Here is a 24,520-nt window from a genome sequence, read left to right as displayed (position 1 = left end):
TTTATAAATAAAGGATTAATTCCTTCTGCAGCAAAGATATCTGCCGCTAGTAGGTATGGTAACCGATTGATAAATAAGGCCTGCCAACCAATAGTTAGATTCATCTATAGAGCCATTACAATCCCAATCTCCACATGTGCAGACTCCGGTCGTAGAACTATATGTAACGAGCCTGCAACTTATACCCCCGTATAAAAACCCGCCTTCCACTGTAAGCGAGTTGTTATCCGTAAGACGCAACCTTACATCAAAATCACTGCTCATATCATTAGAGAAATCAATGTATGGTGTTCCCTGGCCGCCTAACTCAATAGAGGAGCCCTGATCCGCCTTTAGCAGGCCCCTGGTATTGCCAGTGCCCCAGCTTAATTCCCGGTAGCTGCCAAAAGGCGAAGGATAATAAGTTGTGATCGTCATTGTTTCCTGGGTAAAACCAGATATTGGCAAGGTTATAGTTAAGAAGAGTAAAAAAAATATTGGGGAAAAGGCCACTATTAAAACTCTGAATTTCTTCTTCATCAATTCCCTCCTGCCTTTTTGAAATGATACGGGATAAATAAGAAATTAGCTGCTTTATTTTATCATATCCCTTTGTCTTGTCAATGGTAATGTAGCTACATATTCATCGCTGATTATATGGCTTAAAATAACTTTTATTTCTGAATTTTCCAGCTTTTCATCTTTGTCATCAAGTAAGACTCTAATATAATTACCAGTATAACCACGCCAAAAATACCCCCCCTCCTTAAACTTATCTTCAATTATGACATCCATTTCCTGACCAATGAATTTAGTTCTAAAGGCAATAGACAATTTTAAGCATTCTTCTTTAAGGCAACTAATACGGTTAGAGACAATTTTTGCTTGGACTAAAGGCCTCATCAGGCTAGACTGTGTCCCTGCTCTTTCAGAATATGGAAATATATGGGTCTTTAAGGGGTTTATCTGCCTTAATACGGCAACAGTATTATTAAAATGGCTTTCTTCTTCTCCCGGAAACCCGACTAAAACATCGGTTGTAATAGATATCGTATTCACAGCTTTCCTTATGGCATCAACTGCCCGGAGAAAGTAGCTGCTATTATACCTGCGGTTCATTCTTGATAAGATATAATCATCGCCGCTCTGTAATGGGATATGTAAATGCTTGCATAATTTAGATGAGCCAGCTAACGTTTTTATCAAAGATTCGGAAATATTATTAATTTCTATTGAACTAAGCCTGATACGCCTTATACTGCTGATCTTCTCAAGAGCAGAAATTATACCAGTCAAATCTATATCCCCGTCCAGGTCGCGCCCATATTCACCTAAGCAAATCCCGGTTAATACTATTTCCTTGTACCCATTATCAGCCAGCCTTTGGGCCTCATGGATTACTTCTTTAAGATGCCTGCTCTTTGACCTGCCTCTTACAAAAGGCACTTTGCAATAAGCACAGAAATTGTTGCATCCATCCTGTATTTTTATGAAAGCTCTTGTATGCCCTTCAAAATAAGAAACCCCCTGGCAATCAGAACTCTGGCTTTCATTACGGTCTGTTTCAAATAATACTTCCTTAATTCTATGTTTTTGATTATTAGTAACTATTAAGATACCGGGAAACTTTGAGATTATCAGACCCCGGTCTTTTTCAGTGAAACACCCTGTGACGACAATCTTTGCCTGCGGGTTCTCCTTTTTAGCTATACGTATCAATCTTAAAGACTCAGAATCAGCTTTATGAGTTACGGTACAAGTATTGATGATATAGCAATCCGCGCCCAGGCCGTTGTTAACTTCCCTTAATCCCGCCTTAAGGATATTTTCCCTGATAACCTGGGTTTCGTATTGGTTTACCTTGCAGCCTAATGTAAATAATTTTACTGTTTTCATATTAATAGCTAACCAGCCTTAAGAAACTTACTATAGACACTGCCGCAGTTTCAACACGTAATACCGTATCGCCAAGCGAGACTGATATAAATCCATTTTTTATTGCGGTATCGACTTCAGCCTGGCTAAAATCTCCTTCCGGGCCTATTGCAACCAGAATGTTCTTTCCTAATGAATTTAACAGCTGGCTTAAATGTTTAGTCTTACCGACGAGATTTGGCATAAGTTTAACATCAAATCTATTAGTTAGGGAAATGAAATCATCAAACTCCGTAACCAAATCTATTTTAGGCAGAGATACTCTCTGGCTCTGCTGCGAAGCCGCAATTGCTATCTTTTCCCAACGTTCATGCTTAATCAATCGCCTCTTCTTATCCAGTTTTACCTGGGTACGCTCGGTAATCAAAGGTATTATCCTGTCTACCCCAAGCTGGGTAAGCTTATCGATAATATCATCCATCCGTGAGTTTTTCGGGATTGCGCAGGCACAGGTTATTACAACGTTGCCTTCTCTCTTAACGGCTGCGGATTCTTCTCTGACTATAAGTACTATTTTTTCAGAAATGGTTTCAACTGAACATATATATTCCCTGCCCTTACCATCAAAAACTATTACTGTATCGTGCTGCCTGGAACGCAATACATCCCTAAGGTAATGTATACTTGCAGGTTCTTCTATGGATATTCTCCCGCTAATTACTTTTGGATCAGATAAAAATAACCTTGCCATATTATAGTCCTTTCCATAATCCAATAAATGCATTAAGCAATATTTGCAGCCCCAAAACGATAATGATTATTGCAGAGCAATAATTTAAAACACGGACAAATTTTATATTATCTTGAAAAATCTTTCCGATAAAACCAGCGCCGGCAGACATTATTAATAATGGGGATAAAACCGTTCCAATGCCAAAAGACAGGCTATATAAAATACTCGCAAGAGGGCTTTTAGATGCAAAACCTATATAAGAAAAAACAGTCACAAGAGGCAGACAAGGAAGGGCGCCAAGGACAACCCCCATAATAACTGCGGGCCTGGCGCTGCCGCCAAAGCAGGATTTAACAAACCTGCTGCAAAGAGACTCCTGAAGGTTGTTTTTAAATAACAGCGCCGCCCCCGAACTTACTATCAATATCCCGCCGGTTAAATAGAAATACTTAACCATGCCGGAAAAGTGTGCCTCAAACAAATCTTTACCTAACTTAAAAATCAGGAAAGATAAGACCATATAAACGGCTACCCTGGCAACAGAAAAAAACAAATAAAGCAAAATGCTTTTTGGTATGCTTTTCTGTGTTGCAGCAATGAGCGGTAGTATTATCGGACCGCAGCTTAAAAGGCATGGCCCGCTTCCAAAAGAAAGCCCTAATAAAAAAAACATTAATACTGCGCTTATCATATGAATAAGTTTATTTTTCGGAAAAGACCTGCGCGGTGAACGTATAGATATCTGTCTGCTTATCTTTCCATGCGTCAGGCGCAAGGCCTGCCTTGTGCTGGCAAAGATAAGACAAGAATTCTTCCTTGTCCCAGCCTGTCTCTGTGGCAACCTGCGGCAAGAATACCCCGCTATTAAATCCTTTGCGGATTAATACACCGTCTCTACCCATCTCTATCTCTTTAACATCATCAATTTTCTTTAGAGGTGAAAGAACGGAGATCTCTAATTCTACATCTTTTAATTCCTGCTCGGTCAGCTTTGGAAATCTCGGGTCTCCGACAGCAGCTTCAATCGCCATATCGCGCACAGTAAGATACAACGGCTTATCTGAAGTCAAATTGCCGATACAACCGCGCAATTCTCCATGCTCATGCAAAGTCACAAAAGCGCCTGTCTTGACATTCAACGGAGAAAGCTCCTCTTTTAAATCAACTTTTTTGCCTTTTAATAAATATTCCGATATTGCAAGCCGGGCTATATCCAATAATCTTTTTTGATCGCTAGGGCTCAACATAAAGGTATCCTCCTTATTATTAATTGCACAGCTAAAATAACCGACGGTCCAATTCCCCTTTGTTTTCTTGCCGGTGACCACCGCTGAATTAGTGTAATCGACGCCCTTAACTTTATTGTGGCCCAGCTCTTTAGCAAGAATAAGCGCCGATACCATACCAAAACCTCCGCACATCTGATATTTACCTTCCCTTAAGCCATAATAAAGCTCCTCTGCCTGCATCTGCTTGATTACTTCTATTGTAGCCTGGTCTGTCCTGGAAGCCTCTTCATAATCGTAACCATGATACATATCAGTAGAAACAATGACTAAAACATCGTCCCTGCCTTCAATCAGTTTTTTTAGAGATTCAGCAAGTAGCTTACAGTCAACAAATGTACAATCACCCATAACTACAGGGACAATCATAGCATCAGGTAAAACCTTCTTTAGAAACGGTAACTGTACTTCAATACTATGCTCTTTTTGAAAAGCTCCAGGCTCAGCTATTATATCCGGGCTGCTCTCTAAGAGTGCCTTAGCAAACCTTTCATCTATTTTAAGATTGCCTAAAGGAGTAGAAAAATAACCTTCCGGATAAACAGCAATTTTATTAAATGCAAAATAATGGCTTGGGCCTATTATTACTACCAGATTATACGGCTTATTACGTATTTGAGCATATGCTGAAGCTGCTATCTTGCCTGAATATCCATAACCAGCATGAGGCGACACCAAAACAAATACTCTTCCGGGAAAAGTCGGGCTTTCAACTTGCGCCATTAATTTATCAACCAGTAATGACAACTCCCGTTTAGCGGCAGGATAAAACGTGCCACTGGCAGTATGAGGCACAACTTTTTCAGCAAAAGCAAGATTAACTGTAGAAAAATGAAAAACTATAGTAATAATTATTAATTTTATAAGCCTCGGCATATCAATTCCATACTCCTGCAATTTTCTCTTTGCAGAATTTGCACATTCCGTTTTCAACATTTATTTGTTCTATAAAATACCCTTTTCTCCCTATAACGGTCTTTTTACATTTAGGGCAATAGGTATTTTCTCCGGCATTTCCGCCGACGTTACCTATATATACGTACTCCAAACCTTCTTCCATGGCAATAGACCTTAATTTCTCAAGCGTAGATACGGGAGTCGGGCTAAGCGCTATAAGTTTATACATAGGGAAAAACCTGGAAAAATGTAAAGGGGTGTCAGCCCCAAGATTTTCCTTAATCCATTTGCACATTGCCCGTATTTCATCAGGATTGTCGTTTAAGCCGGGAAGGATCAAAGTGGTTATTTCCAAATGAACATTTTCATTCTTTAACACTTTAAGCGTATTTAAAACCGGCTCAAGCGAGCCTCCGCAAATCTTAGCATAATAATCATCATTAAATGCCTTTAAATCTATATCCGCAGCATCCAGATATTTGGCCAGTTTTCTTAAGGGCTCCTCATTGATGAAACCTGCGGAATGTATTACATTTTTTAAACCAGCTTGCCTTGCTAGCCTGGCTGTATCAAGCATATATTCATAAAATATTGTCGGTTCAGTATATGTGTAGGCTATTACGGGAGAGCCCGAATCAACAGCCATGCTAACGATTTGCTGGGGGTCTAAATTTTCATACCTTATTTCATCCGGGTTTCTTTGTGATATCTCCCAGTTCTGGCAAAACTGGCATCTCAGATTACATCCTGCGGTAGCTATAGAAAATGCTTTAGATGAAGGTAAGAAATGAAAAAGAGGTTTCTTTTCAATAGGGTCCACATGTATTGCTACGGGCCTGGCATAAGAAATAGAATATAATTTGCCGGATTTGTTTTCTCTTACCCGGCAAAATCCCCTGTTATTTTCAGCAATAAGACAAAATCTGGGGCAGAGCAAGCACTGCACAGCATTATTTTCTAATTTCTTATAGAAAAGTGCTTCTTGCGGCTTTTCGGAGGAATAAGATATGCTAAAGACTAAACAAATGAGTAAAAAAATTAGTAAGCATCTCTTCATATTCATGGCAAATTTAACGGATGTTCCTTCACTCGCTTGCCTGATAAAGGCACACTTTACGATCCGTTATGCAAAGGAGACCTTGGCTTGCTGATTTGCCTTACTTTCAGCTACAGCAAATCAATCCTGGGGGCCTGGCCTTTTAACCCGAAGGATCTTGCCTAGCGACAATCGCTCAGAATCCACCAATTTTTTCCTTGTCGGAAAATCAAAATCCAAGGCACTGAACTCGCTACGGTCCTTGTCGGACCGTTTTACGCTCGTTTAGTGCCACTTCAAATTTTCCTTGTCGGAAAATTTGAAGTGGAGCTGGGGGGAGTTGAACCCCCGACCCCCTCGTTGCGAACGAGGTGCTCTCCCAACTGAGCTACAGCCCCCCGACGTTCTAAGATTTCTTAATTAAATAATATGCGATTAATTTATCACAAATCCTAATAATTATAAAGCAATATTAGAAAAAATGTGCATTAATTATAGGGGGGTTAATTCACAGAAACCGATGGCATGACTACTGTGGTCTCCATCGAAACCGTAGGATTGATTGCTTCTCCGCATGCATAAGGAGTACCGTCCGGGTCCCAACACCCGGTCAAACGAATCCGGATATGATTTTCCTGCAGCTGGCCTGATGCATTAAAAGTCGTAGGGGTAGGAAGTATGGTAAGTTCAGTTATAGACGTGCCCAATACAATATCTTGGCCTGATAAACAATTTGTGGAATTAGCATTCTCAGGCCCCCTTCTGGCAATCTGGCAAAACTCAAATTCTTGAGTAGCACCAGAAGTATTTAGCCTGTAATATATCGTATGGTCCTCGTTTGCCGCCGGGCCGTTCTGAGGAGCCTCTCTCTGGCCGTTACCGCTTGCATCAATATAAACTCTTATGGCCGAATCACCGCTAGGAAAAGGATTTACATTAAGCACTGTGTTAGCCCCGTTAATAAGCTCATTTCCGATGGCTCTTGTAATCTCTTTATTCATATGGTCTAAAATAACAGATACGTCATTTTGGACCTTAGCCCTTCTGTCAGAACTAAAGAAATGATAATTGGTGAACGAATCAATGCTGGCCATGCCCAGGACAATAACACCGAGGATAACTACTCCGATTAAGATTTCAATCAGGGTTATCGCACTGTTATCTTGTTTATTCATCATCGTCCCAGTTAATGGTCACGACAACTCTGTTAACTCCGGTAGCCGGAGTATCCAGAGCTCTTGTATAATTAGGAGTGAAGTTTATACTGCGGCCGCCGATATTAATATTCTGGGCTCCCACGCAACCTGCGCCTGAAGTCAAGCAGGAAGCCCCCCAGGTAGACTGGTTCACATCTAACTGCAGGGGGTCTAAAAAAGCCCTGCCTAACTGGCCGCTTGCCATACGGTTCCTGTTATGCAGGACCAAAGCTTTACTGGCGACAAAAACATTTATCAGGCCGACTACAACTATGGAGAGTATAGCCAAAGATACGAGTATCTCCATCATTGATAACCCTCTGGAAAGTTTTTCTTTGCATATGTTATGCATATTTATGAAGGAGGATGATATGAACATCCGGCGCTAACGCTAATTGCGTCCGTTGAAAAATTGTATGTATAAGTACAAGTTCCCCTTACTGCAGTTACTACAAAATTAGTTGCAGTCACTGTTACTGAATAATCCCAATTAGTAGTATTAAGCTGAAGACGTAAAAGTGTGTTACAACCTGTTGCGGCAATACAATTTGCTGCAGTCGTACAAGTGCATGCTGCAAAAGCACCTGTTTCCATCCTGCTTATGCGTTCAGCAGCTGCTATTAATCTCACATTAGCTACTGCCTCTCGCTGTAAAGCCATTTCTCTGGCTGCGCGAAATTGGTTAATCCCCAGAGTTGATAAAACCCCGATAATTACGATTACTGTAAGCAACTCCAGAAGAGTAAAACTCTTTTTATTCATATTCTCTCCCAAATTTAGGAGAGAGCGTAAGAAACTTACGCCCTCTCCTAATATAATCACTATCGATTAATAACCGCCTGTGCCACCCCAAGTATCAGCTCCGGAAGCAAAGTTGGAGTTTAAGTTAAGGGTAAGGGCTGTAGCAGCATTAGGAGTCTTTCCGCCAGACGTACATCTGGTTGCTGTTCCTGTAACTGTCGTAGCTGTAGAAGCCACTGCATAGCTAAAGAAATGCGTGGTCCTGCAAGCGTTCGGAACCTGGTCAATAGAGTTTCCTATGCCGGCATGCACAGCATTAAACCCGTTGGTATTACCTCTTTCCAACTGATATGCTGCTGCAGCTGAACGTATCTGGCCTAAAATGGTACGCGCCTCAGCGCCTCTTGACCTTTCAACCATTCTACCATACTGTTGAATACCCAACGTAGCTAAAACACCTAAAATAATTATGACGACTACTAATTCCAAAAGCGTAAAACCTTTCTTATTCATTTGAACTCCTCTCTTTATAAAATGATTTTAAAAGAAGAAAAAATCGAGTTTATCCCGTATTCATCCCTCCTTTCGAAATATATTATATAATAAGGTTATTATGAAAGCAATGCTTTTATCCGCGCATCTGCGTTAACTTAAATATGGGTAAAAACATGCCTACGACCATAATTCCGATTACTCCACCTATAAAAACCAGCATCAGCGGCTCAAACATGGAAGTAAAACGCGCCAGCGCCGTCTCAACATATTCCTGATAAAAAGTATTGATCCTTTTAAACATCTGGGGCAATTCTCCGATTTCTTCGCCAACACTTACCATTTGCGTCACCATCGGCTCAAAGAAACCGCTGTCATCAAAAGGCTTATTTAATGATTTACCGTCTCTTACCGCCTCTTTTATGTCTTTTATGATATCGCCCATGGTCAGGTTACCGACACTGCGCTCTACTATCTCTAAAGCATACATTATCGGCACACCGCTCTCAATAAGCGTTGACATTTCTGAAGAAAACCTTTCGGTAAGTAGCGCCTTGTAAAAATCGCCGAAAGCCGGCAGCTTCAATAAAAATGACTCCCATTGCCTTCTGCCCATAGGGGTGCGTATATACTGCCTGAAAGTAAAATAACCGGAAACAACGATTACTATAAATACAACCAGGTACTTGCGCAAGATATCGCTGGTCTTAATCAGCATCAATGTTATAAATGGCAGAGTGACGTTAAAACTATCAAATATTTCGGCAAAAGTCGGGATAATCTTAATTGTTAAAAACAAGAGCGCTCCTGTTCCGGCAACCAGGAGTATGCAAGGATAAATCAAAGCTGAAATTATTTTCGCTTTAAAAGCGGCGTTTCTCTCAAGATAAGAAGCTAATCTGTTTAAAACAACCGGCAAGTTACCGCTGGCCTCTCCACTTTCAACCAGATTAACCCATAATTCAGAAAATACTTTAGGAAATTTAGCCATTGCTTCATGAAGGCTCAAACCCGCTTCCATATGTTTTTGCAGGCCCTTTATTACTTCAAATAGCTTCCGGCTTGACACCTGTTTAGTTATGATATCAAGGCTCTTCAGGATAGTAACGCCGGCGCCAAGCAAGGTTGTAAGCTGCCGGCAGAAAAGCATAAGATCCTGAGTAGTAACCCTGCCATGGCCTTTTTTTGAATGAAATTTTATCTTGGTTTGTTCTCTCTTTTCAGTAACGGCTTTGGGTTCTACTACGCCTTCTTTATAGGCTGATGAGACATCTATAACAATTAAATTTTGCGCCTGCAGCCTGCTTATAAGCTCATCCTCACTTGGCACATCTTCTGAACCTATGACTTTTTTGCCAGTAGCATCTCTGGCTGTATAAAAATATTTAGCCATTATTCCACTCCTAATGTTACCGAAAGCGCTTCCTCTAAAGATGTAATACCTAATTCTACTTTTCTTATCCCGGATTCATATAAAGTCTGCATGCCTTTTGCCCTGGCTACTTCTTTTATTTTCTGAAATGATGCCCTTTGCGATACTAAATCCCTGATATCATTGTTCATCACCATGATTTCTGAAATTGTCGTCCTGCCTTTATACCCTATTTGGCTGCATTTAGAGCAGCCTTTAGCCCTATAAATCAAATCACTATTAAGCTTAACTCCGCCAAGTTGTTCAGGAGTCGGTTCATAAGCCTCTTTGCATTCGGGACAAAGTTTACGTAACAATCTCTGCGCAACAACACAAATTAAGGAAGGAGTTATAAGATACGGCTCGATTCCTATATCAATAAGCCTGCTTACCGCTGAAGGCGCATCATTTGTGTGCAGGGTGCTTAGAACTAAATGCCCGGTAAGGGCTGATCTCATACATATCTCTGCTGTTTCCAGATCCCTGACCTCGCCTACCAGCATAATATCCGGGTCCTGCCTTAAAAAACTCCTTAATGCCGCAGCAAAAGTAAGGCCGATATCCGGCTTTATCTGCACCTGATTTATACCATCAAGTTTATACTCAACCGGATCCTCAATAGTGACTATGTTGCTATCCGGACTCTTAATCTCATTTAATATGGCATAAAGTGTGGTTGTTTTCCCGCTACCCGTAGGGCCGGTCAAGAAAATAAGCCCATATGGCGCTTTTATGCACCTTCTTAAATCTTCCAATTGCTTAGGCTCAAACCCCATCACTCCTAAGTCAAGCACAACAGCGCTACGGTCCAGGATCCTCATAACCACTTTTTCACCGTAAATAGTAGGAATAGTAGAAACTCTCAGGTCGATCTGCCTTTCGTCAATTTTTACCGAAATAGCCCCATCTTGAGGGAGGCGCTTCTCCGCAATATCAAGCTTACTCAATATTTTGACCCTTGATATTATCGGAAGGTGCAGGTGTTTTGCCGGAGGAGGAATCTCATAAAGCTTACCATCAATCCTGTACCTTAAGGATATCCTGTCTTTAAAAGGCTCAATATGTATGTCTGATGCACGTTCTGAAATCGCCTGCCTGATTATAAGGTCTACCAGCTTTACAACCGGTGCCTCTTCTGCGCGGGCGATCAATTTATCAAGGCTTAGCTCCTGCTCAACGTTTGCATCTTTCTCAACTGAATAGCTGTCTATGTCATATGAGGCTTCCACTGCTTCTTCAAGCATCCTCGATTTACCATAAAACTCTTCGATTGCTTTCTGGATATCAGTCTTTGTAGCAATAATAGGGTTTATATCACAATTAGTCAGTTTTTTCAGATTATCGATAAGTATCAGGTCTAAAGGATCTGCCATTGCTACGGTCAATGAATTCAAGGTCCTTGATAACGGAAGAATTGAATTTTTCAGCGCGAATTCCTGCGGGATCAATTGATCCAACCCCTGATCAGAGGTTGGCTTAAGCATGCCGGTCCCAAAACTAAAATAAGGTATACCCAGCTGTTTACCTAAAACAGATACAAGCTGGTCTTCCTTAATCATGCCCAATTTGACTATTATTTCCCCTAGACGAAGGCCTTCCTGCCTTTGGACGCTAATAGCCTTCTCCAACTGGGATTCGGTCAAAAGGTTCTCTTTTACCAAGAGTTCTCCCAATTTCAGGTATTTTGATTTAGGCATTTATTTCTTTTTGGTGTCGAATTTATCCAGAACTGAGGTGATATTTGATTGACGGTCAGCGACTGTAAAAAAGCTTTGCTCTCTATCTGGGGTATTAACATTGGCCACCTGAGCTAATTCTATCTTATTATCTTCTTTGACAATACGCGGGGTGATAAACACCAAAAGCTCTCTCTGCTTACCCGGGTCTTTTGACTTATGCCTGAATAAAGTACCTAATACCGGCACATCGCCTAAAATGGGGACTTTAGTAACTACTTCTGTGGTTTGGTTCCTGATCAATCCTCCCAAAACAACAGTATCGCCGTCTTTAACCCTGACGACTGACTTAGTAGAACGCTCTTCCGGGTCTCTGAAAAATTGTGTAGAGCTACCCTGTATCGTGAATGTGCTCGTGGAGGTATCTTTTACAGACGGTAAAACAAACATTGTAATCTCGCCTGTTTCCAGGTTAACCTGAGGCGTAACTCTCAACGTAACGCCGGTTAAAGTCCTTTCCGGGACACCTTGAGAAGTCTGAGCAGTACCTTCGGTAGTAGAAGTCTGGACCGTAACACCTATAGTTTCATTAGTTGAAATTTTTATCTCTGCAGTTTCATTATTTAAGGTAAGTATCCTGGGCCTGGCCAGATACTTGGTGTCTGTCTGTGTTTTTAAGAAATCCATAATTATACTATATGTATTATTGCCTGTATTAATAGCGATATTGCCTGTGGCTATGGTCCCGGCAGGATTGGTAGTGCCCTCGTTATGATCTCCGCCGACCCAACTGCTAAAGGGGAATGTTGTATATCTGGTTGCGCCGGTTAAAATAGCCGTAAAGGGGCTTTGCCCATATTTGAAACCCAGTTTATCTACTGAATTTTTGCTAACATCCAGCATCTCTACCTCAAGCATAACCTGGGGAGCCGGAATATCCAAAGCTGCGATTGCCTTTGTAATTATCGGCATTTTGCTGGGTATATCTGTTACGATCAAGCTATTAGTACGATAGTCTTCAACAACTGAACCATATTCTGATAACATCTTTTTGATAATCTGGGTAATGCCTGAGTCTTCTTCAATTTTCCACTTGCCTTTTTCTTCAGTGCCGCCAGAGCCTGAATCGCTCTCTAACTCCGAGCTCTGCTTATCGCCGGTAAGATTGTTCGACATCTCTTCCTTAAGAGAAGAACTGGAAACTGTAGCATATTTCAGATAGAAAACCTTAGTCTCGGTCTCAATACGCGGCATACCGTAATCCTTGACTACGAACACATTTGAATCTTTATCTAAATCATAGCTAAGGCTGTTGGCCTTAAATATCTTATCCATGGCTTCCTTCAAAGGAACTTTATCAAAATAAAGCGTTATTCTCCTGTCTTGAACGGTTTCAGAAGCAACGAAATTCAAGCCGGACTGGATTGCAAAAACCTTAATCACGTCTTTCAGGCTTGCATCCTGAAAATCCATGGAAATAGTTTTGTCTACTCCCATATAAAGCGCATCCATATTGGCCCTGGAATCGACTGCAGGCATAAGCATCAGCATAACCGCGATTAAGAAAGAGAATCTGATTTTATCGTTCTTCATTATGGCCTCCTTTTGTCTGCGTCTGTGCTTCGGTTAACGCCGTAACATAAGCACTCGCAGGAGCAGGTAAATCATATTTTATATAATCAAATAATACCGTAATTCCCTTATCATTAATTTCCAGAATTTCTACGCCGGAAATAGTATCGCCAACCTTAACTACTTTATTATTTATGATTGCCTGAGGCAATTCAGAGCCCCATATCAATCCCTGCACCTTTAATTCCGGCAGATTAACGGCCTCTCCTGACGCGCCCTCTTCTGCCCTCTGTTCTTCCTGCTTATACCTCTTTTCAAACGGGTCCCTCAGGTTAGTGGCGGCATATTCCTTAGGAAGCTTAAGCATACTTCCTAAGTCAAGGTTCAGTACGTTTTCCTGCGCAAAGGCATCTGCCGTTAACCCTAATATTAAAACCGCCGAAAAAAATAGAATATTTTTTTTCTTACCCATATCTAACCTCAGAATGACAATTAAATCTTTACGTAATAAATCCTCAAACTCAAATCTACTTCTAAGCCCAGATCAGCCTGCGTCTGGCTCACTACCCCGCCTGCAAAGGGAGAAGATATGCCGAGGCCTGAAATAGAAAAATAAATATCATCAGGCATATCCTCCAGCCTATTTACAAAGCGGCCAAGATCATGAAAGCTTTTACAGCTTAACTTTACGTCAAACCTGTATTCGTAATATAGGTCTTGTTCGGCCTTAACGCTTTCTTCAGGCTTCATGGATAAAATCTGCACATTTGTTTCCTTGGCAATCCCGGCTATAATATTGATGATTTTACTAAGGTCATTCTGTTTAAAGAAGTTATTGTAATTGAGGACTTCTTTCTTCAGCAAAATAACCTCTTCGGAAACTGAATTCTTCCTTTTCTCATCTTCAATATTCTGCCTTAATAAGCTCAAAGAGCGACTCTGGCTTTTATAAATGTTAAAAGCAATAACGAAAGCCAGTAATACCACCGCGATGTTAATCAGATTATTCTTGTTCCTGCCGATATCAATAGCCATATTCCAATCCTGTATTTATTTGCAAGAAATTATAAAATTAGTAGTTTTCTCTTTTGAGCCAACCACCATATTTTCCGCTGTATCCATGGAAACTACTTCAATCTTTTTAAAATACGAGCTAAAAACCGGGTCAGACTGAAGACCTAAGATAAAGTTATTTACGACCTCAAAATCACTTTTGCCCTGCTCCGGAAAAACTACCCCTTCCAGCATTAATTCATGGGTTTCCTGGTCATCCCGCTTTTCAAAACTGAATTTTCTAAGATATACGGAACCGGGGACAATACGCGGCAAAGCATCAAGCGCTTCAGTCAAAGATATTCTTCTGTCTATGATTTCCTTTTTTAACACATTCAATTTTGTCTGGTATTCCGATTTTAAAGACTCAAGCTCCTGATAAGAAGCACTGGCCGGAATGCCCGAGATCTGCGGGCTCATTGCTTTTATGCTTTTTAACTCACGCTGTAACGGCGCAGAACGGTATACGCCTAAGAATAACGCACCAATACATATAAATATACCTATAAATATAAACCTGGCATCAAATTTTACGTCTTTTAAGATCCCCTGCAAGTCTAAGGCAACCGGTATTTTGGTAACTTTTTCTTTATGCGCCTTGGCCGACATCAAGTTAATCTTTACCGATGAATTTACGGATTTTGAAAGAGAGCTACCGAATGATTTTACTCCGCCAAGAGATAATACTGCACCGCTGAACTTAAGAGGATCGACAAACTGGGTTTCTATGCCAATTTCTTTAAGAAATGTTTCCAGCTCAATATAAGGCTGAGGGCTTATCAAAAATACTTTGCTGATCTTTTTGTTTGGGAACTTGCGGTTGTAAAAATCAAGAGAAACCCTAAGTTCACTGGAAAGCTTATCCATGAGCCTGCTTGGGCCTGTGGCTGGTTGCGCCTGGTCAACTGCCGCGCCTTCAACCTCTGTTTGCTCGCTGTAGAGAGAGATATCACGGCTGAATAAAGGAAAATCCTTATCTAAAACTACGAAGTTAGCCTCATCCTGCTCTTCAGCATCAATGGCAACCAATGCTACCGTATCTTTATAAGCCATTTTACTAAGCTTGAAAAACCTCAATATACTGAAAGCAGAGTATTCTATTGAATTGATTTTTATGTCAAGCTGACTGAGAACTGAGATATATTTATCCAACACATCTTTTCTTACTGCTACAAATAAAACCTGGTTTCGCTTGTTCTTATCCAGTTTTGACTGAGAATCTATAACCAGATCCTCAAGCTTTAAAGGTATGTATTTCTTTGATTCAAACCTGATCGCGTCTTTTAGTTCTCTGGCAGGCAATTGAGGAATTTCGAAAGTACGGATTAACAGGTCGCTTCCGGGCAGGCACAAAGTAGCTTCAGATGCTGTGATATTGTTCCTTCTTAATTCATCTTTAAAAACAGCTACAGTCCTGACTTCTTCAGGCACTTTTTCATCAACATTTGAAGAAACTATTGCTGACTGGGGTATATTTACTATTTTAGAGACCCTTTTACCCTTAGACTCCACAATAGTTATAAATTTAGGACCAAAATATATACCTAAAGAATTCATTGCTTATCCCCTACTTTGTATGATTTACGCTTGCTTCTTAGCCAGGCGTCCACTTCTCTGCGGTCAAAACGCCATACGCCGCCTACTTTTATCCCGGAAATCTTGCCCTCATGGAGCCAGTTGTAGATGGTTTGCTTTTTAAGCTTAAGATAACTTGCTAAATCATCAATATCTATCAGTTTTGCCATACTTTGCTAACCTTTCCTATCCTAAACAATAACGGTTATCATTAAAACCTAAAAGTCTTATTTTGTCAAGTGTTTTTTTATGTTTATTTACTTAAACTTACTTAGTTTTAATTACAAGATATTTTATCGACGGGATATTAACCATTAATTAAAGCATACAAAATAGTAATATACTTACTTAAACTTACTTAGTTTTAATTATTTAGTTATGGAGCAGTATAATCTACTGTTGAAGAGATACAAGCAGGTATGCCGGTAGGTGGTACAGGATTACACAAATTCCTGCCCTGGACTAAGACAGTTACACTATTGATAGTATGAGGGAACTGGGTTTCAACAACGTTACAACCGGTGTTACATGTAGGGCAAATAGTCCTGGTGTAGCTGCTGCTAGCACCAGGTATCGGCCAACAGGCATCATTCTGCAGCATCATTTGATAGGCTAAATTAATACCTGCCATACCGGCATAATAAGCCTGGATTCTGCTCAATTGGTGGTGGGTAAGGCGCGCCTGGTTAGCGATAAGCGTAAGGGCTACATTAGCCAGAACTGTAACTATTAATAAGGTGCCTAAAACGACAAAAAGGGCCGCCCCTTTTCTAGAACGGAGAGTCTTAACCATCTTTTCTTAAACTGACTAAGTAATCGTTATTTGCCTTTTGTAATAATACGTGGCCTTCGCGGGCAAGCCAGCCAATGCTCATCAGAACATTATCACGCGGCTTATCTATACCTTTTACTATTTCAGCAAGAGTGACTTCGCCATGTTGATCCAAATAATGCCAAATGTCCCCAGCAACTATTCCTATTTCTATAATCATATTAACCTCCGATACTTATTTTAGATAAAATAAACTTGCTGTCAATAACTATTTTACTAGTTCATAAATTTTGATAATTTGGGACACAAGGTCACACGTCACAAAGACACAATAAAGCTTAGGCGTATTGCGTATAGCGTATTGAGCACTACGTCTGCTTGCAGGCGACTTTACGGTTCATGCCTGCCTGCCCTACCTGCCGGTAGACAGGCGGCAGCCATGATTAACAGTTTATGGTTCATGGTTCACAGAATATTGCTGTGAACTGTCCACTGTGAACCGTGATCTGTGAACTAATAATAATTGGTATTTGGAATTTATACGTTCGCGGCCACAGAACCTCACCTTTCAAGGTGCGGATGGGGTGTGTACGCTCAGTATTTCGCTCCAAGAAGCCTCGGGCTTTAGCATGAGGAGCTTCATTTCTTGTTGTAGCTTCCGCAGCGCGGGCATATTGATATACGGTTATCCCGGGTATTTATATATGTATATGTACAGAAATAACAAAACCAGATAAATTTTTGATCAACCGATAAATCTTTATCTTTATCATCCCTTGCCAGCAACCACGCTATTACTATTACACTTATAAATAATATTATGTAAAACGCTATGGCCCAATAGAAATTTACATTTATCATTATTTTGGCGCCAGCTCTATGCTGGCTTTGTTCCATTTATTGGAAGTAAAAAGATCCCTTCTTAATGAAAGGTAGTGGCTTAAATAACGCATGCAAAGCAAATCAACTTCCAGATTGCCTGAAGATATCTTACGCTTTATTAACAAAAGTCCGGGATTATCAGGGTTTCCAGAAGTGTAGGCAAGTTCAAGATAAGCCTGCTGCCGGTCTTTAAAATATATCATTAGATCTTCCGGCAAACCCGGTTTGAATATTATTACCCTGCTTTTTTTATCATCAGTATTATTATAAACAGCCCTTTGTGCGAAACTCATCTTTTTATCATTATAAAAACAGCGTAATTGCGGTTTAGTAAAAACTGACATTTCAGCAGAGCTTATCTTGAACGCGGAGGACCTAGGCAGATATATCTGTATTTTTTCTATAGCAGCCGGTGTTTCAACATAGCTATGATTTATTTTTAAGTCGGCTTGTTTTAGGAATGAGCCCCAGAACAATATTTGGGGTGCATTTAAGGGGCTTAGGTTGCTGCCGAATGAGAAACTAAATAAAACAAATGCTGAGAAATGCCCTAATGCTGACAAAAAAATAGCTTTCCTCAACAAACCGGACCTCATTCCTGATTGGTGGCGATGTTAATCTGGGCAACGCCCGAGTCACGGCATAAATCCCATATCTCCACTACCCTGCCCAGTGATGCCCGCTTATCAGCCTTGATTAAAACCGAATTATTCCTTTTAGAGGCCTGTTTAATCAACTTTTTTAATTCGCCGGTATTAACAACGTTGCCATTAAAATAAGTAATATTCTCTGAAGAAATTATTATTTCTATATTTTCGTGCTTCACCACTTCGCTTGTGACCGCCTTAGGTAAACTGACTTTGATCCCAGGCTGCATTATAAAACTCGAAGTAAGCATAAAGAATATCAACAGCTGAAAAACCACATCAATAAGCGGGGCTATATCAATCTGCCTTAAGCCGTGCTCTAATTCCATATGACGTTTGAACTTCATCGCCTGCTCCTTAATCTGTCAAAAAGTTTATCAATTCTGTGGCGGCTTTTTCCATCTCTAAAATAAAACTGTTTATCCTGCTTACCAGATAATTGTAGGCAACAAAAGTAGGAATAGCAACCATCAGGCCTAGCACTGTAGTCAATAAAGCTTCCCATATGCCTCCAGCCAGGTCCCCGGGAGATACAGGATGAAGAGTAGTTGCTTTCGCCTGGATAACCTGGAAGGCACGCACCATACCTGTTACTGTGCCTAAAAGGCCTAGTAACGGCGAAATATGTGCCAATGTCGCCAGGGTAGAAAGATTCTTCTCAAGCTTAGGTATTTCGTATAGAGAAGCGTCTTCAATAGCCTCCTTTATCTGCGGCCGCGGCCTATCGTGTTTAAGTATGCCTGCTTTTAAGATATGGGAAACCGGGCTCTTAGTTTTATCGCAGATTTCCAGGGCCTCCCTTATCTCATGCCTTTTGATTTTATCCAATATACTGGAAAGAAACTGGCTTGTATCGATCTTTACTCTATGGATATGCCAAAATTTCTCTATTATGATAGCTAACGCAAAAACCGAACATAGCATTATCGGCCACATTACCGGCCCTCCGGCAATAAAAATTTGCAATAAACTCATCTTATACAAATCCATAATTTCCCTCCTTTAAATTTTGCTGACTATTTACTTAATTGGGTATTTATCCAATCTATCCTTTCCTGGGCGTATTTTGATTCCGATACATTTAAAGCCACTACCTTGCGGTATACATCCCTGGCTTCTCTGAACCGTTCATTTTTCTCATATATGGCTGCTATTCTTAAAAGTGATTTCAGGTTTAATTCATCATTAGCAGAATACATATAACCAACCTTGAAATATTCTGCAATAGCTTCATCATCCAAACCTTGCGATTGAATGCTCTCAGCCAGCTTGAATTGTATTTGTGCCATTTCTTTAACCGGCACAGCATCAAGGCTCAAACGGTAATACCAAGCAGCGTTTTTAAAATCGCTAATAAGAATATATATATCGGCTATCTTGGGGTATATTATACTGTGAAGATTCTTGTATTTTGTAATAAGCTGCTTGCAAATCTTAAGCGAAGAATCATAATCACCCTGTTTAATATAGATATCCGCCATTGCAACTGCTGCCTGGGCAGCTAAATCCGAAGATGATAAACTGATTACTTTCTCAAGATTATCCAGTGCCTGCTGATACTGCCCTTCATCGGAAGAGATCAGCCCTAATGCATAATAGCTGGAAGCTACAAGGCTGCTCTTAGGAAAATCTCTTATAATAGAGATGAAATACCTCTTTGCGAGTGCCAGCTCTTTGCTGCGGTAGTAAAACTGCCCAAGCCACCACATGATCTCAGCTGTCAAGTTTGAATCAGGGTATTTGGAACGCAAAGCCTTAAATCTTGAAATCGCCTCTTTTTCGTTACCCATCTGATAATAGCATTCTGCTATCTCAAACTCAGCTTTTTGCATCAGCTCTTTATCGCCGCTATAAAGCCGCGCGATATCCTTAAACACCTCTATTGCCTCCTGGAATTTAGACTGATTATACAAGCTCGTCCCTAATAGATATGTAGCCTGCGCTCCAAGATTACTGGATTTGAATTCCTGTTTTAATTTTCTAAAAGCCTCTTCACTTGCGCTGTAATCTTTCATCTGAAAATAAGCTAGGCCCAAAGCATAAGCAGCTTCATCAAGAAGCTTAGAATTAGGGAAATCATTTTCGAGCTTCCTGAATGCCATTATTGCCGCATCATATTTGGAGCTTTTAAGAAATGCTACTCCAAGTTGATATTGAATATAATCGTTATATAGCGAAACGGGATAATCTCTTAATAACTTATCGTAAGTCTCTATGGCTTTCTGATACTCTCCGGAATCCTGATAAGTATCCCCGACCTGACAAAGGGCGGCGATCTTAATTACTTTATCCTCGCTTTGTTTGGCGACTTTATTGAACTCATCGATGGCCTCTTTAAACAAACCCTCTTTTATATAAGCCCAGGCCAAACCATAGTGGATCTTATCAATATATTCAGAGACAGGCCCATCCGATAAACGGCTTAAAGCCTCTTTATATGTATCAATTGCTTTTGCATAATCGGCAAGATTATAAAAAGCTTCGGATTTCCCCAGGTAAGCCTGGGCAAGGACAAAAGGATCATCGGTGTGTGCTATTAATTTCTCATAAGCAAGCCTGGCTTCATTAAGCATATTTGTTTCGGACAACAATACTGCCTCACCTAACAATAAAGCATCCCTGCTTTTTTTCTCGAGCGTATCAGTACTTACGCTCTGGAATACCTCATCCGCGCGTTGATAATTTTTTGCTTTTAAATAAGCCCATCCCAAACCCAGGTTGCACAATGACTTTAAGTAGGCTTCATCGGTTAATAAAAGTGCCTTTGAATATTCATCTATTGCCGGATTATAATCTCCTAAATAGTAATCTGCTTCCGCAAGATAAAAGTTTAAATATGCCTGCCTTTGTTTATCTTTTGTCTTCTTAATATAAGAGTTTATTTTGCTCTTTAACGAAGAATAATCTTTTAAATTATATAGGCAATCAATAATCTTATGTGCAGCATCATCAGCATGGACACTGGAAGGAAAATCTTTTTCTACTTTCTCAAAGCTCTTTAAGGCCTCTTCATACTCCTGCCCCTGGAAATAACACCAGCCGATTGAATAATAGCAAGAAGCCAAATACTCAGAATTAGGATGTTCATCAATTATTCTTTGATAAAATTTATTTGCTTTCCTGAAATCGTTGCCTTTAAAATGCACCTCTGCTATCCAATACAATACTGCATCTTTTATAGTTAAGGCAGACGGCTGTTTTAAAAGCTCATCAAATTTGGCAAGGGCATCCAGATACTTGCCCTGGTAATAGTAACACTGCCCGATTAGAAGCTTGGCCTCGCTGATTTTTTTTGATGAAGGGTTCTCATTTATAAACCTGGCCAGCAAACCAAGACTGACATCATAAAAACCGTCATCAAAAGCCTTCCTTGCTACAAGGAATGATTCCTCTTCCTTATGTTCTTCTGCAGCGATGACTGGCATCTGGTTGGCAATAATAAAGCAAGCAGTAAATAAGAAAGAAAGCAAGAAAATTAATCTCAACCTGCAAATTGATGTTAATTTGAATTTTATTTTCATAAATAGACTATAACATGCTGCTATTTGGCGCTCAAGATTTTTCTAAGATACTGACCAGTATATGAACTTTCAATTTTAATTATGTTTTCAGGCACACCGCTAGCTACAACCCGGCCCCCTCTATCCCCGCCTTCAGGGCCTAAGTCTATAATATGATCTGCGCATTTTATAACATCAAGGTTGTGTTCCACCACTACGACGGTATTACCTTTGTCCACTAATTTCTGCAGGACTGAAATAAGTCTGGCTACATCAGCAAAATGCAGCCCGGTAGTAGGCTCATCCAATATATAAAGAGTCCTGCCTGTATCACGCCTGCTTAGCTCTGCAGATAACTTCATTCTTTGCGCTTCGCCTCCTGATAAAGTGGTGGCAGGCTGCCCAAGCTGGATATATCCTAAACCTACCTCATAAAGATAATTCAAAGTATGCTTTATTCTGGGGATATTCTCAAATAAACCGATTGCTTCTTCAACCGTCATATCCAGCACATCAGAGATTGATTTATCTTTGTATTTTACCTCCAACGTCGAGTCATTGAAACGCTTTCCTTTGCACACGTCGCATTTTATATAAATATCGGCAAGGAAATGCATCTCAATTTTCTTTATCCCGTCACCCAGGCAGGCCTCGCACCTGCCGCCCTTAACATTGAAGGAAAACCTGCCCGGCTTATAACCTCTGGCCTTAGCCTGAGGCAGGCGGCTAAAAATATCTCTTATGTGCGTAAAAACCCCCGTATAAGTAGCGGGATTAGACCTGGGTGTCCTGCCTATAGGAGACTGATCAACCACTATGACCTTGTCTATATTCTGCCAACCGGATATGCTTTTATGCAGCCCTGGCTTTTCTTTTGAATTATATAATTTTTGGGAAAGCCCTCTGAATAATATTTCGTCAATTAATGTTGATTTACCGGAACCAGAAACTCCCGTTACTGCGATAAACAATCCCAAGGGAAACCTGACATCGATATTTTTAAGGTTGTGTTCCCTGGCTCCTTTTATTTCGATAAACTTATTTTCGCCCTCTTTTCTTCTGGCAACAGGCGAGTCTATCTTTAAATCCCCTTTTAAATATTTAGCAGTGAGCGACTCATTATTTTCTAAGAGCTCCTGCAGCGAGCCAGAAAATACGACTTTACCTCCGTTTCTTCCGGCAGCAGGCCCTAAATCTACAATATGATCAGAAGCCAGCATAGTGTATTCATCATGCTCAACAACAATCAAAGTATTGCCCAAATCCCTTAAGGCTTTAAGCGTTGAAATAAGCTTCCTATTATCCCTCTGGTGAAGTCCTATACTGGGCTCATCCAAAACATATAATACACCAACCAATCCTGAACCTACCTGCGTTGCAAGCCTTATCCTCTGGGCTTCCCCGCCGGAAAGGGTAGAACTTTTCCTGTCGAGAGTCAAATAATCCAACCCGACATCTATACAAAACTTAAGCCTATCTGTAAGCTCTTTTAATATCAATCTTGCTATCAACTTCTGCGTGTCGCTCAATTTTAATTCTGAGAAGAAACGATAGCTATCTTTAATGGGCATTTTTGTTACTTCCCATATATTCTTGCCATCTACAAAAACAGACAGGCTCTCTTTTTTAAGCCTGGCCCCCTTGCATGCCGGACACGACAGGCTGGACATAAACCTGGAAATTTCTTCTTTCAGGTAATCACTGTCTGTCTGCTTAAATATTCTTTCCAAATGAGGGATTACGCCTTCAAATGGCTTCCCGGACACTTCTTCCTGGCAACCAAACAGAATAGAACGCTGGATATCTTTTGGCAATTTAGAAAAAGGCGTATCCAGGTCAAATTTCAGCCTATAGGACAGCTCCCTGATCAGCCACCTATAATACAAAATATACCCCCTGCCGCCTCTTTTCCAGGGGGCAATTGCTCCTCCGTTTATTGATTTTGTTTTATCGGGTATAACCAGGTCAGGGTCAAATTCAAACTTTGTGCCTAAGCCGTTGCACTCCGGGCATGCGCCATAAGGAGAATTGAATGAAAAGATACGCGGCTCAATTTCGGTATAGCTTTGTCCGCATCTTGAGCAAGTATATTGTTCGCTGAAGGAAATCTCCTGTTTCAGAGAAGCACAGTTCACAATCACCAGCCCCTTGCTTGCTTTTAGCGCGGTTTCTATAGAATCCGTAAGCCTGCTTTTAGCATCCTCCTTAACAATAATCCTGTCGACTAAGATATCTATATTATGCTGTTTGTATTTTGCAAGTTTTGGTTTTTCCGGAAGCTGATATACCTGGCCATCTGCACGGTAACGTACGAAACCGGATTTTTGTATCTGATCAAAGACCTGCAGATACTGCCCCTTTCTCCCTTTTATAACCGGGGCCAATATTTGTATATCTTTACCTGAAAAAATATCTAATATTTTATTGACTATTTCCTGCGGGCTCTGCCTGCTTATAGGCTCTTTGCATTTATAACAATAAGCAGCCCCTATGCGCGAATAAAGAAGCCTTATGTAATCATAGATTTCTGTTTGGGTGGCGACTGTTGAACGCGGATTCCCGGAAGCAGCTCTTTGCTCTATTGCTATTGCCGGAGACAGGCCTTCTATGTACTCCACATCGGGCTTCTGCAGCTGTTCAAGGAATTGACGGGCATATGCGGAAAGGCTTTCTACATACCTTCTCTGCCCTTCTGCATATATGGTATCGAACGCCAGGCTGGACTTACCAGAACCGGATAGCCCGGTTATTACTATCATCTTGTTGCGCGGAAGGCTTAAATTTATATTCTTAAGGTTGTGCTCTCTGGCGCCTCTTATAACAATATTATTTTCCATAATACCGCTGATTATACCAAAATAAAAAGCCCCTGTAAATCTGCCTAGGCTATATTAAATGCATTATAAATTCAACAGGGGCTTTTTACTGTGTTTATCTCTTCTTCTTTTTCTTGCCGCCTCTTTTCATCTTGGCGCAAGATATATCACCTTTTTTGTCAATAAAATAAAGGTAGCCTTCCTTTCTCTTGATACCGCACTTTGCTACTTTCTTAGGGCTACCTCCTTTTTTTGCACCTCTTGCCATCTTAGCGCAGGAGACGTCACCCTGTTTGTCAACATAATAAAGGTAACCCTTCTGGCGCTTTATCCCTAATTTCACTAGTTTCTCGGCCATTTTCTTCTTCACCTCCTCCCGTT

At 40.6% G+C, this 24,520-nt stretch carries 26 protein-coding genes and 1 tRNA gene; all 27 read right to left on the bottom strand.

Annotation, left to right across the window (positions count from 1 at the left end):
- Positions 1-15 precede the first annotated feature (15 nt).
- Positions 16-519, bottom strand: a complete 504-nt coding sequence (locus C4533_07100; GenBank protein RJP28234.1) for a hypothetical protein — start codon at positions 517-519, stop codon at positions 16-18.
- Positions 520-573: 54 nt separating this feature from the next.
- Positions 574-1,875, bottom strand: a complete 1,302-nt coding sequence (gene mtaB, locus C4533_07095) for a tRNA (N(6)-L-threonylcarbamoyladenosine(37)-C(2))-methylthiotransferase MtaB (protein RJP28233.1) — start codon at positions 1,873-1,875, stop codon at positions 574-576.
- Between the two features lies 1 nt (position 1,876).
- Entirely contained in the window at positions 1,877-2,638 is a 762-nt protein-coding gene (locus C4533_07090) for a 16S rRNA (uracil(1498)-N(3))-methyltransferase (GenBank protein RJP28232.1), read from the bottom strand.
- The gene (locus C4533_07085; GenBank protein RJP28231.1) at positions 2,607-3,278 is read right to left on the bottom strand and encodes a sulfite exporter TauE/SafE family protein; all 672 of its coding nucleotides are present in this window, start codon (positions 3,276-3,278) and stop codon (positions 2,607-2,609) included. Before C4533_07085 ends, C4533_07090 begins: the two co-directional genes overlap by 32 nt.
- Before the next feature lie 10 nt (positions 3,279-3,288).
- Positions 3,289-4,809: an AmmeMemoRadiSam system protein B gene (amrB, locus tag C4533_07080; GenBank protein RJP28230.1), complete on the bottom strand. Its 1,521-nt coding sequence runs from the start codon at positions 4,807-4,809 to the stop codon at positions 3,289-3,291.
- Positions 4,751-5,827, bottom strand: a complete 1,077-nt coding sequence (amrS, locus tag C4533_07075; protein ID RJP28229.1) for an AmmeMemoRadiSam system radical SAM enzyme — start codon at positions 5,825-5,827, stop codon at positions 4,751-4,753. Before amrS ends, amrB begins: the two co-directional genes overlap by 59 nt.
- A gap of 304 nt (positions 5,828-6,131) precedes the next feature.
- Positions 6,132-6,204: transfer RNA gene (locus C4533_07070), tRNA-Ala, on the bottom strand.
- A gap of 105 nt (positions 6,205-6,309) precedes the next feature.
- Positions 6,310-6,984: a hypothetical protein gene (locus C4533_07065; protein ID RJP28228.1), complete on the bottom strand. Its 675-nt coding sequence runs from the start codon at positions 6,982-6,984 to the stop codon at positions 6,310-6,312.
- Positions 6,974-7,381 (bottom strand): prepilin-type N-terminal cleavage/methylation domain-containing protein, encoded by a 408-nt coding sequence (locus tag C4533_07060; protein RJP28227.1) that lies wholly within the window; start codon positions 7,379-7,381, stop codon positions 6,974-6,976. Before C4533_07060 ends, C4533_07065 begins: the two co-directional genes overlap by 11 nt.
- Entirely contained in the window at positions 7,357-7,764 is a 408-nt protein-coding gene (locus tag C4533_07055; protein ID RJP28226.1) for a prepilin-type N-terminal cleavage/methylation domain-containing protein, read from the bottom strand. The genes C4533_07060 and C4533_07055 overlap by 25 nt, the downstream gene beginning before the upstream one ends.
- A gap of 66 nt (positions 7,765-7,830) precedes the next feature.
- On the bottom strand, positions 7,831-8,256 hold the full coding sequence (locus C4533_07050; GenBank protein RJP28225.1) for a prepilin-type N-terminal cleavage/methylation domain-containing protein: 426 nt from the start codon (positions 8,254-8,256) through the stop codon (positions 7,831-7,833).
- A 115-nt stretch (positions 8,257-8,371) separates the two neighbouring features.
- A complete protein-coding gene (locus tag C4533_07045; GenBank protein ID RJP28224.1) occupies positions 8,372-9,628 on the bottom strand; it encodes a type II secretion system F family protein in 1,257 nt (418 codons plus the stop codon).
- Positions 9,628-11,343, bottom strand: a complete 1,716-nt coding sequence (locus C4533_07040) for a type II secretion system protein GspE (GenBank protein ID RJP28223.1) — start codon at positions 11,341-11,343, stop codon at positions 9,628-9,630. Before C4533_07040 ends, C4533_07045 begins: the two co-directional genes overlap by 1 nt.
- Complete coding sequence (locus C4533_07035) at positions 11,344-12,915, bottom strand: hypothetical protein (protein ID RJP28222.1); 1,572 nt, start codon at positions 12,913-12,915, stop codon at positions 11,344-11,346.
- Entirely contained in the window at positions 12,902-13,366 is a 465-nt protein-coding gene (locus tag C4533_07030) for a hypothetical protein (GenBank protein RJP28221.1), read from the bottom strand. Before C4533_07030 ends, C4533_07035 begins: the two co-directional genes overlap by 14 nt.
- A gap of 20 nt (positions 13,367-13,386) precedes the next feature.
- Entirely contained in the window at positions 13,387-13,929 is a 543-nt protein-coding gene (locus C4533_07025; GenBank protein ID RJP28220.1) for a hypothetical protein, read from the bottom strand.
- A 15-nt stretch (positions 13,930-13,944) separates the two neighbouring features.
- Positions 13,945-15,504: a hypothetical protein gene (locus tag C4533_07020; GenBank protein ID RJP28219.1), complete on the bottom strand. Its 1,560-nt coding sequence runs from the start codon at positions 15,502-15,504 to the stop codon at positions 13,945-13,947.
- A complete protein-coding gene (locus tag C4533_07015) occupies positions 15,501-15,692 on the bottom strand; it encodes a DNA-binding protein (protein ID RJP28218.1) in 192 nt (63 codons plus the stop codon). The genes C4533_07020 and C4533_07015 overlap by 4 nt, the downstream gene beginning before the upstream one ends.
- A 206-nt stretch (positions 15,693-15,898) precedes the next feature.
- Positions 15,899-16,315 carry a hypothetical protein gene (locus C4533_07010; protein ID RJP28217.1) on the bottom strand — a complete coding sequence of 139 codons (417 nt, stop codon included), beginning with the start codon at positions 16,313-16,315 and terminating at the stop codon, positions 15,899-15,901.
- Complete coding sequence (locus tag C4533_07005) at positions 16,308-16,514, bottom strand: hypothetical protein (protein RJP28216.1); 207 nt, start codon at positions 16,512-16,514, stop codon at positions 16,308-16,310. The genes C4533_07010 and C4533_07005 overlap by 8 nt, the downstream gene beginning before the upstream one ends.
- 419 nt (positions 16,515-16,933) lie before the next feature.
- Positions 16,934-17,155, bottom strand: a complete 222-nt coding sequence (locus C4533_07000; protein RJP28215.1) for a hypothetical protein — start codon at positions 17,153-17,155, stop codon at positions 16,934-16,936.
- Positions 17,155-17,772, bottom strand: a complete 618-nt coding sequence (locus C4533_06995) for a hypothetical protein (protein ID RJP28214.1) — start codon at positions 17,770-17,772, stop codon at positions 17,155-17,157. The genes C4533_07000 and C4533_06995 overlap by 1 nt, the downstream gene beginning before the upstream one ends.
- On the bottom strand, positions 17,769-18,170 hold the full coding sequence (locus tag C4533_06990; GenBank protein RJP28213.1) for a biopolymer transporter ExbD: 402 nt from the start codon (positions 18,168-18,170) through the stop codon (positions 17,769-17,771). The genes C4533_06995 and C4533_06990 overlap by 4 nt, the downstream gene beginning before the upstream one ends.
- Positions 18,171-18,180: 10 nt before the next feature.
- Positions 18,181-18,813 (bottom strand): MotA/TolQ/ExbB proton channel family protein, encoded by a 633-nt coding sequence (locus tag C4533_06985; GenBank protein ID RJP28212.1) that lies wholly within the window; start codon positions 18,811-18,813, stop codon positions 18,181-18,183.
- Positions 18,814-18,839: 26 nt separating this feature from the next.
- A complete protein-coding gene (gene bamD / locus C4533_06980) occupies positions 18,840-21,344 on the bottom strand; it encodes an outer membrane protein assembly factor BamD (GenBank protein RJP28211.1) in 2,505 nt (834 codons plus the stop codon).
- Positions 21,345-21,364: 20 nt separating this feature from the next.
- Positions 21,365-24,160, bottom strand: coding sequence for an excinuclease ABC subunit UvrA (uvrA, locus tag C4533_06975; protein RJP28210.1), 2,796 nt, complete (start codon positions 24,158-24,160; stop codon positions 21,365-21,367).
- Between the two features lie 94 nt (positions 24,161-24,254).
- Positions 24,255-24,497: a hypothetical protein gene (locus tag C4533_06970; protein RJP28209.1), complete on the bottom strand. Its 243-nt coding sequence runs from the start codon at positions 24,495-24,497 to the stop codon at positions 24,255-24,257.
- Positions 24,498-24,520: the final 23 nt, after the last annotated feature.

This window comes from Candidatus Omnitrophota bacterium (assembly GCA_003598025.1).
In the GTDB taxonomy this organism is placed as follows: domain Bacteria; phylum Omnitrophota; class Gorgyraeia; order Gygaellales; family Profunditerraquicolaceae; genus Profunditerraquicola.
The sequence above is the reverse complement of the archived record's forward strand: the minus strand, read 5'-3'. Positions and strand labels throughout refer to the sequence as shown.

Coding starts and splice junctions, on each gene's coding strand:
- C4533_07100 (RJP28234.1), bottom strand. CDS start 519: ATGAAGAAGAAATTCAGAGTTTTAATAGTGGCCTTTTCCCCAATATTT.
- mtaB (RJP28233.1), bottom strand. CDS start 1,875: ATGAAAACAGTAAAATTATTTACATTAGGCTGCAAGGTAAACCAATAC.
- C4533_07090 (RJP28232.1), bottom strand. CDS start 2,638: ATGCATTTATTGGATTATGGAAAGGACTATAATATGGCAAGGTTATTT.
- C4533_07085 (RJP28231.1), bottom strand. CDS start 3,278: ATGATAAGCGCAGTATTAATGTTTTTTTTATTAGGGCTTTCTTTTGGA.
- amrB (RJP28230.1), bottom strand. CDS start 4,809: ATGTTGAAAACGGAATGTGCAAATTCTGCAAAGAGAAAATTGCAGGAG.
- amrS (RJP28229.1), bottom strand. CDS start 5,827: ATGAAGAGATGCTTACTAATTTTTTTACTCATTTGTTTAGTCTTTAGC.
- C4533_07065 (RJP28228.1), bottom strand. CDS start 6,984: ATGATGAATAAACAAGATAACAGTGCGATAACCCTGATTGAAATCTTA.
- C4533_07060 (RJP28227.1), bottom strand. CDS start 7,381: ATGTTCATATCATCCTCCTTCATAAATATGCATAACATATGCAAAGAA.
- C4533_07055 (RJP28226.1), bottom strand. CDS start 7,764: ATGAATAAAAAGAGTTTTACTCTTCTGGAGTTGCTTACAGTAATCGTA.
- C4533_07050 (RJP28225.1), bottom strand. CDS start 8,256: ATGAATAAGAAAGGTTTTACGCTTTTGGAATTAGTAGTCGTCATAATT.
- C4533_07045 (RJP28224.1), bottom strand. CDS start 9,628: ATGGCTAAATATTTTTATACAGCCAGAGATGCTACTGGCAAAAAAGTC.
- C4533_07040 (RJP28223.1), bottom strand. CDS start 11,343: ATGCCTAAATCAAAATACCTGAAATTGGGAGAACTCTTGGTAAAAGAG.
- C4533_07035 (RJP28222.1), bottom strand. CDS start 12,915: ATGAAGAACGATAAAATCAGATTCTCTTTCTTAATCGCGGTTATGCTG.
- C4533_07030 (RJP28221.1), bottom strand. CDS start 13,366: ATGGGTAAGAAAAAAAATATTCTATTTTTTTCGGCGGTTTTAATATTA.
- C4533_07025 (RJP28220.1), bottom strand. CDS start 13,929: ATGGCTATTGATATCGGCAGGAACAAGAATAATCTGATTAACATCGCG.
- C4533_07020 (RJP28219.1), bottom strand. CDS start 15,504: ATGAATTCTTTAGGTATATATTTTGGTCCTAAATTTATAACTATTGTG.
- C4533_07015 (RJP28218.1), bottom strand. CDS start 15,692: ATGGCAAAACTGATAGATATTGATGATTTAGCAAGTTATCTTAAGCTT.
- C4533_07010 (RJP28217.1), bottom strand. CDS start 16,315: ATGGTTAAGACTCTCCGTTCTAGAAAAGGGGCGGCCCTTTTTGTCGTT.
- C4533_07005 (RJP28216.1), bottom strand. CDS start 16,514: ATGATTATAGAAATAGGAATAGTTGCTGGGGACATTTGGCATTATTTG.
- C4533_07000 (RJP28215.1), bottom strand. CDS start 17,155: ATGATAAATGTAAATTTCTATTGGGCCATAGCGTTTTACATAATATTA.
- C4533_06995 (RJP28214.1), bottom strand. CDS start 17,772: ATGAGGTCCGGTTTGTTGAGGAAAGCTATTTTTTTGTCAGCATTAGGG.
- C4533_06990 (RJP28213.1), bottom strand. CDS start 18,170: ATGAAGTTCAAACGTCATATGGAATTAGAGCACGGCTTAAGGCAGATT.
- C4533_06985 (RJP28212.1), bottom strand. CDS start 18,813: ATGGATTTGTATAAGATGAGTTTATTGCAAATTTTTATTGCCGGAGGG.
- bamD (RJP28211.1), bottom strand. CDS start 21,344: ATGAAAATAAAATTCAAATTAACATCAATTTGCAGGTTGAGATTAATT.
- uvrA (RJP28210.1), bottom strand. CDS start 24,160: ATGGAAAATAATATTGTTATAAGAGGCGCCAGAGAGCACAACCTTAAG.
- C4533_06970 (RJP28209.1), bottom strand. CDS start 24,497: ATGGCCGAGAAACTAGTGAAATTAGGGATAAAGCGCCAGAAGGGTTAC.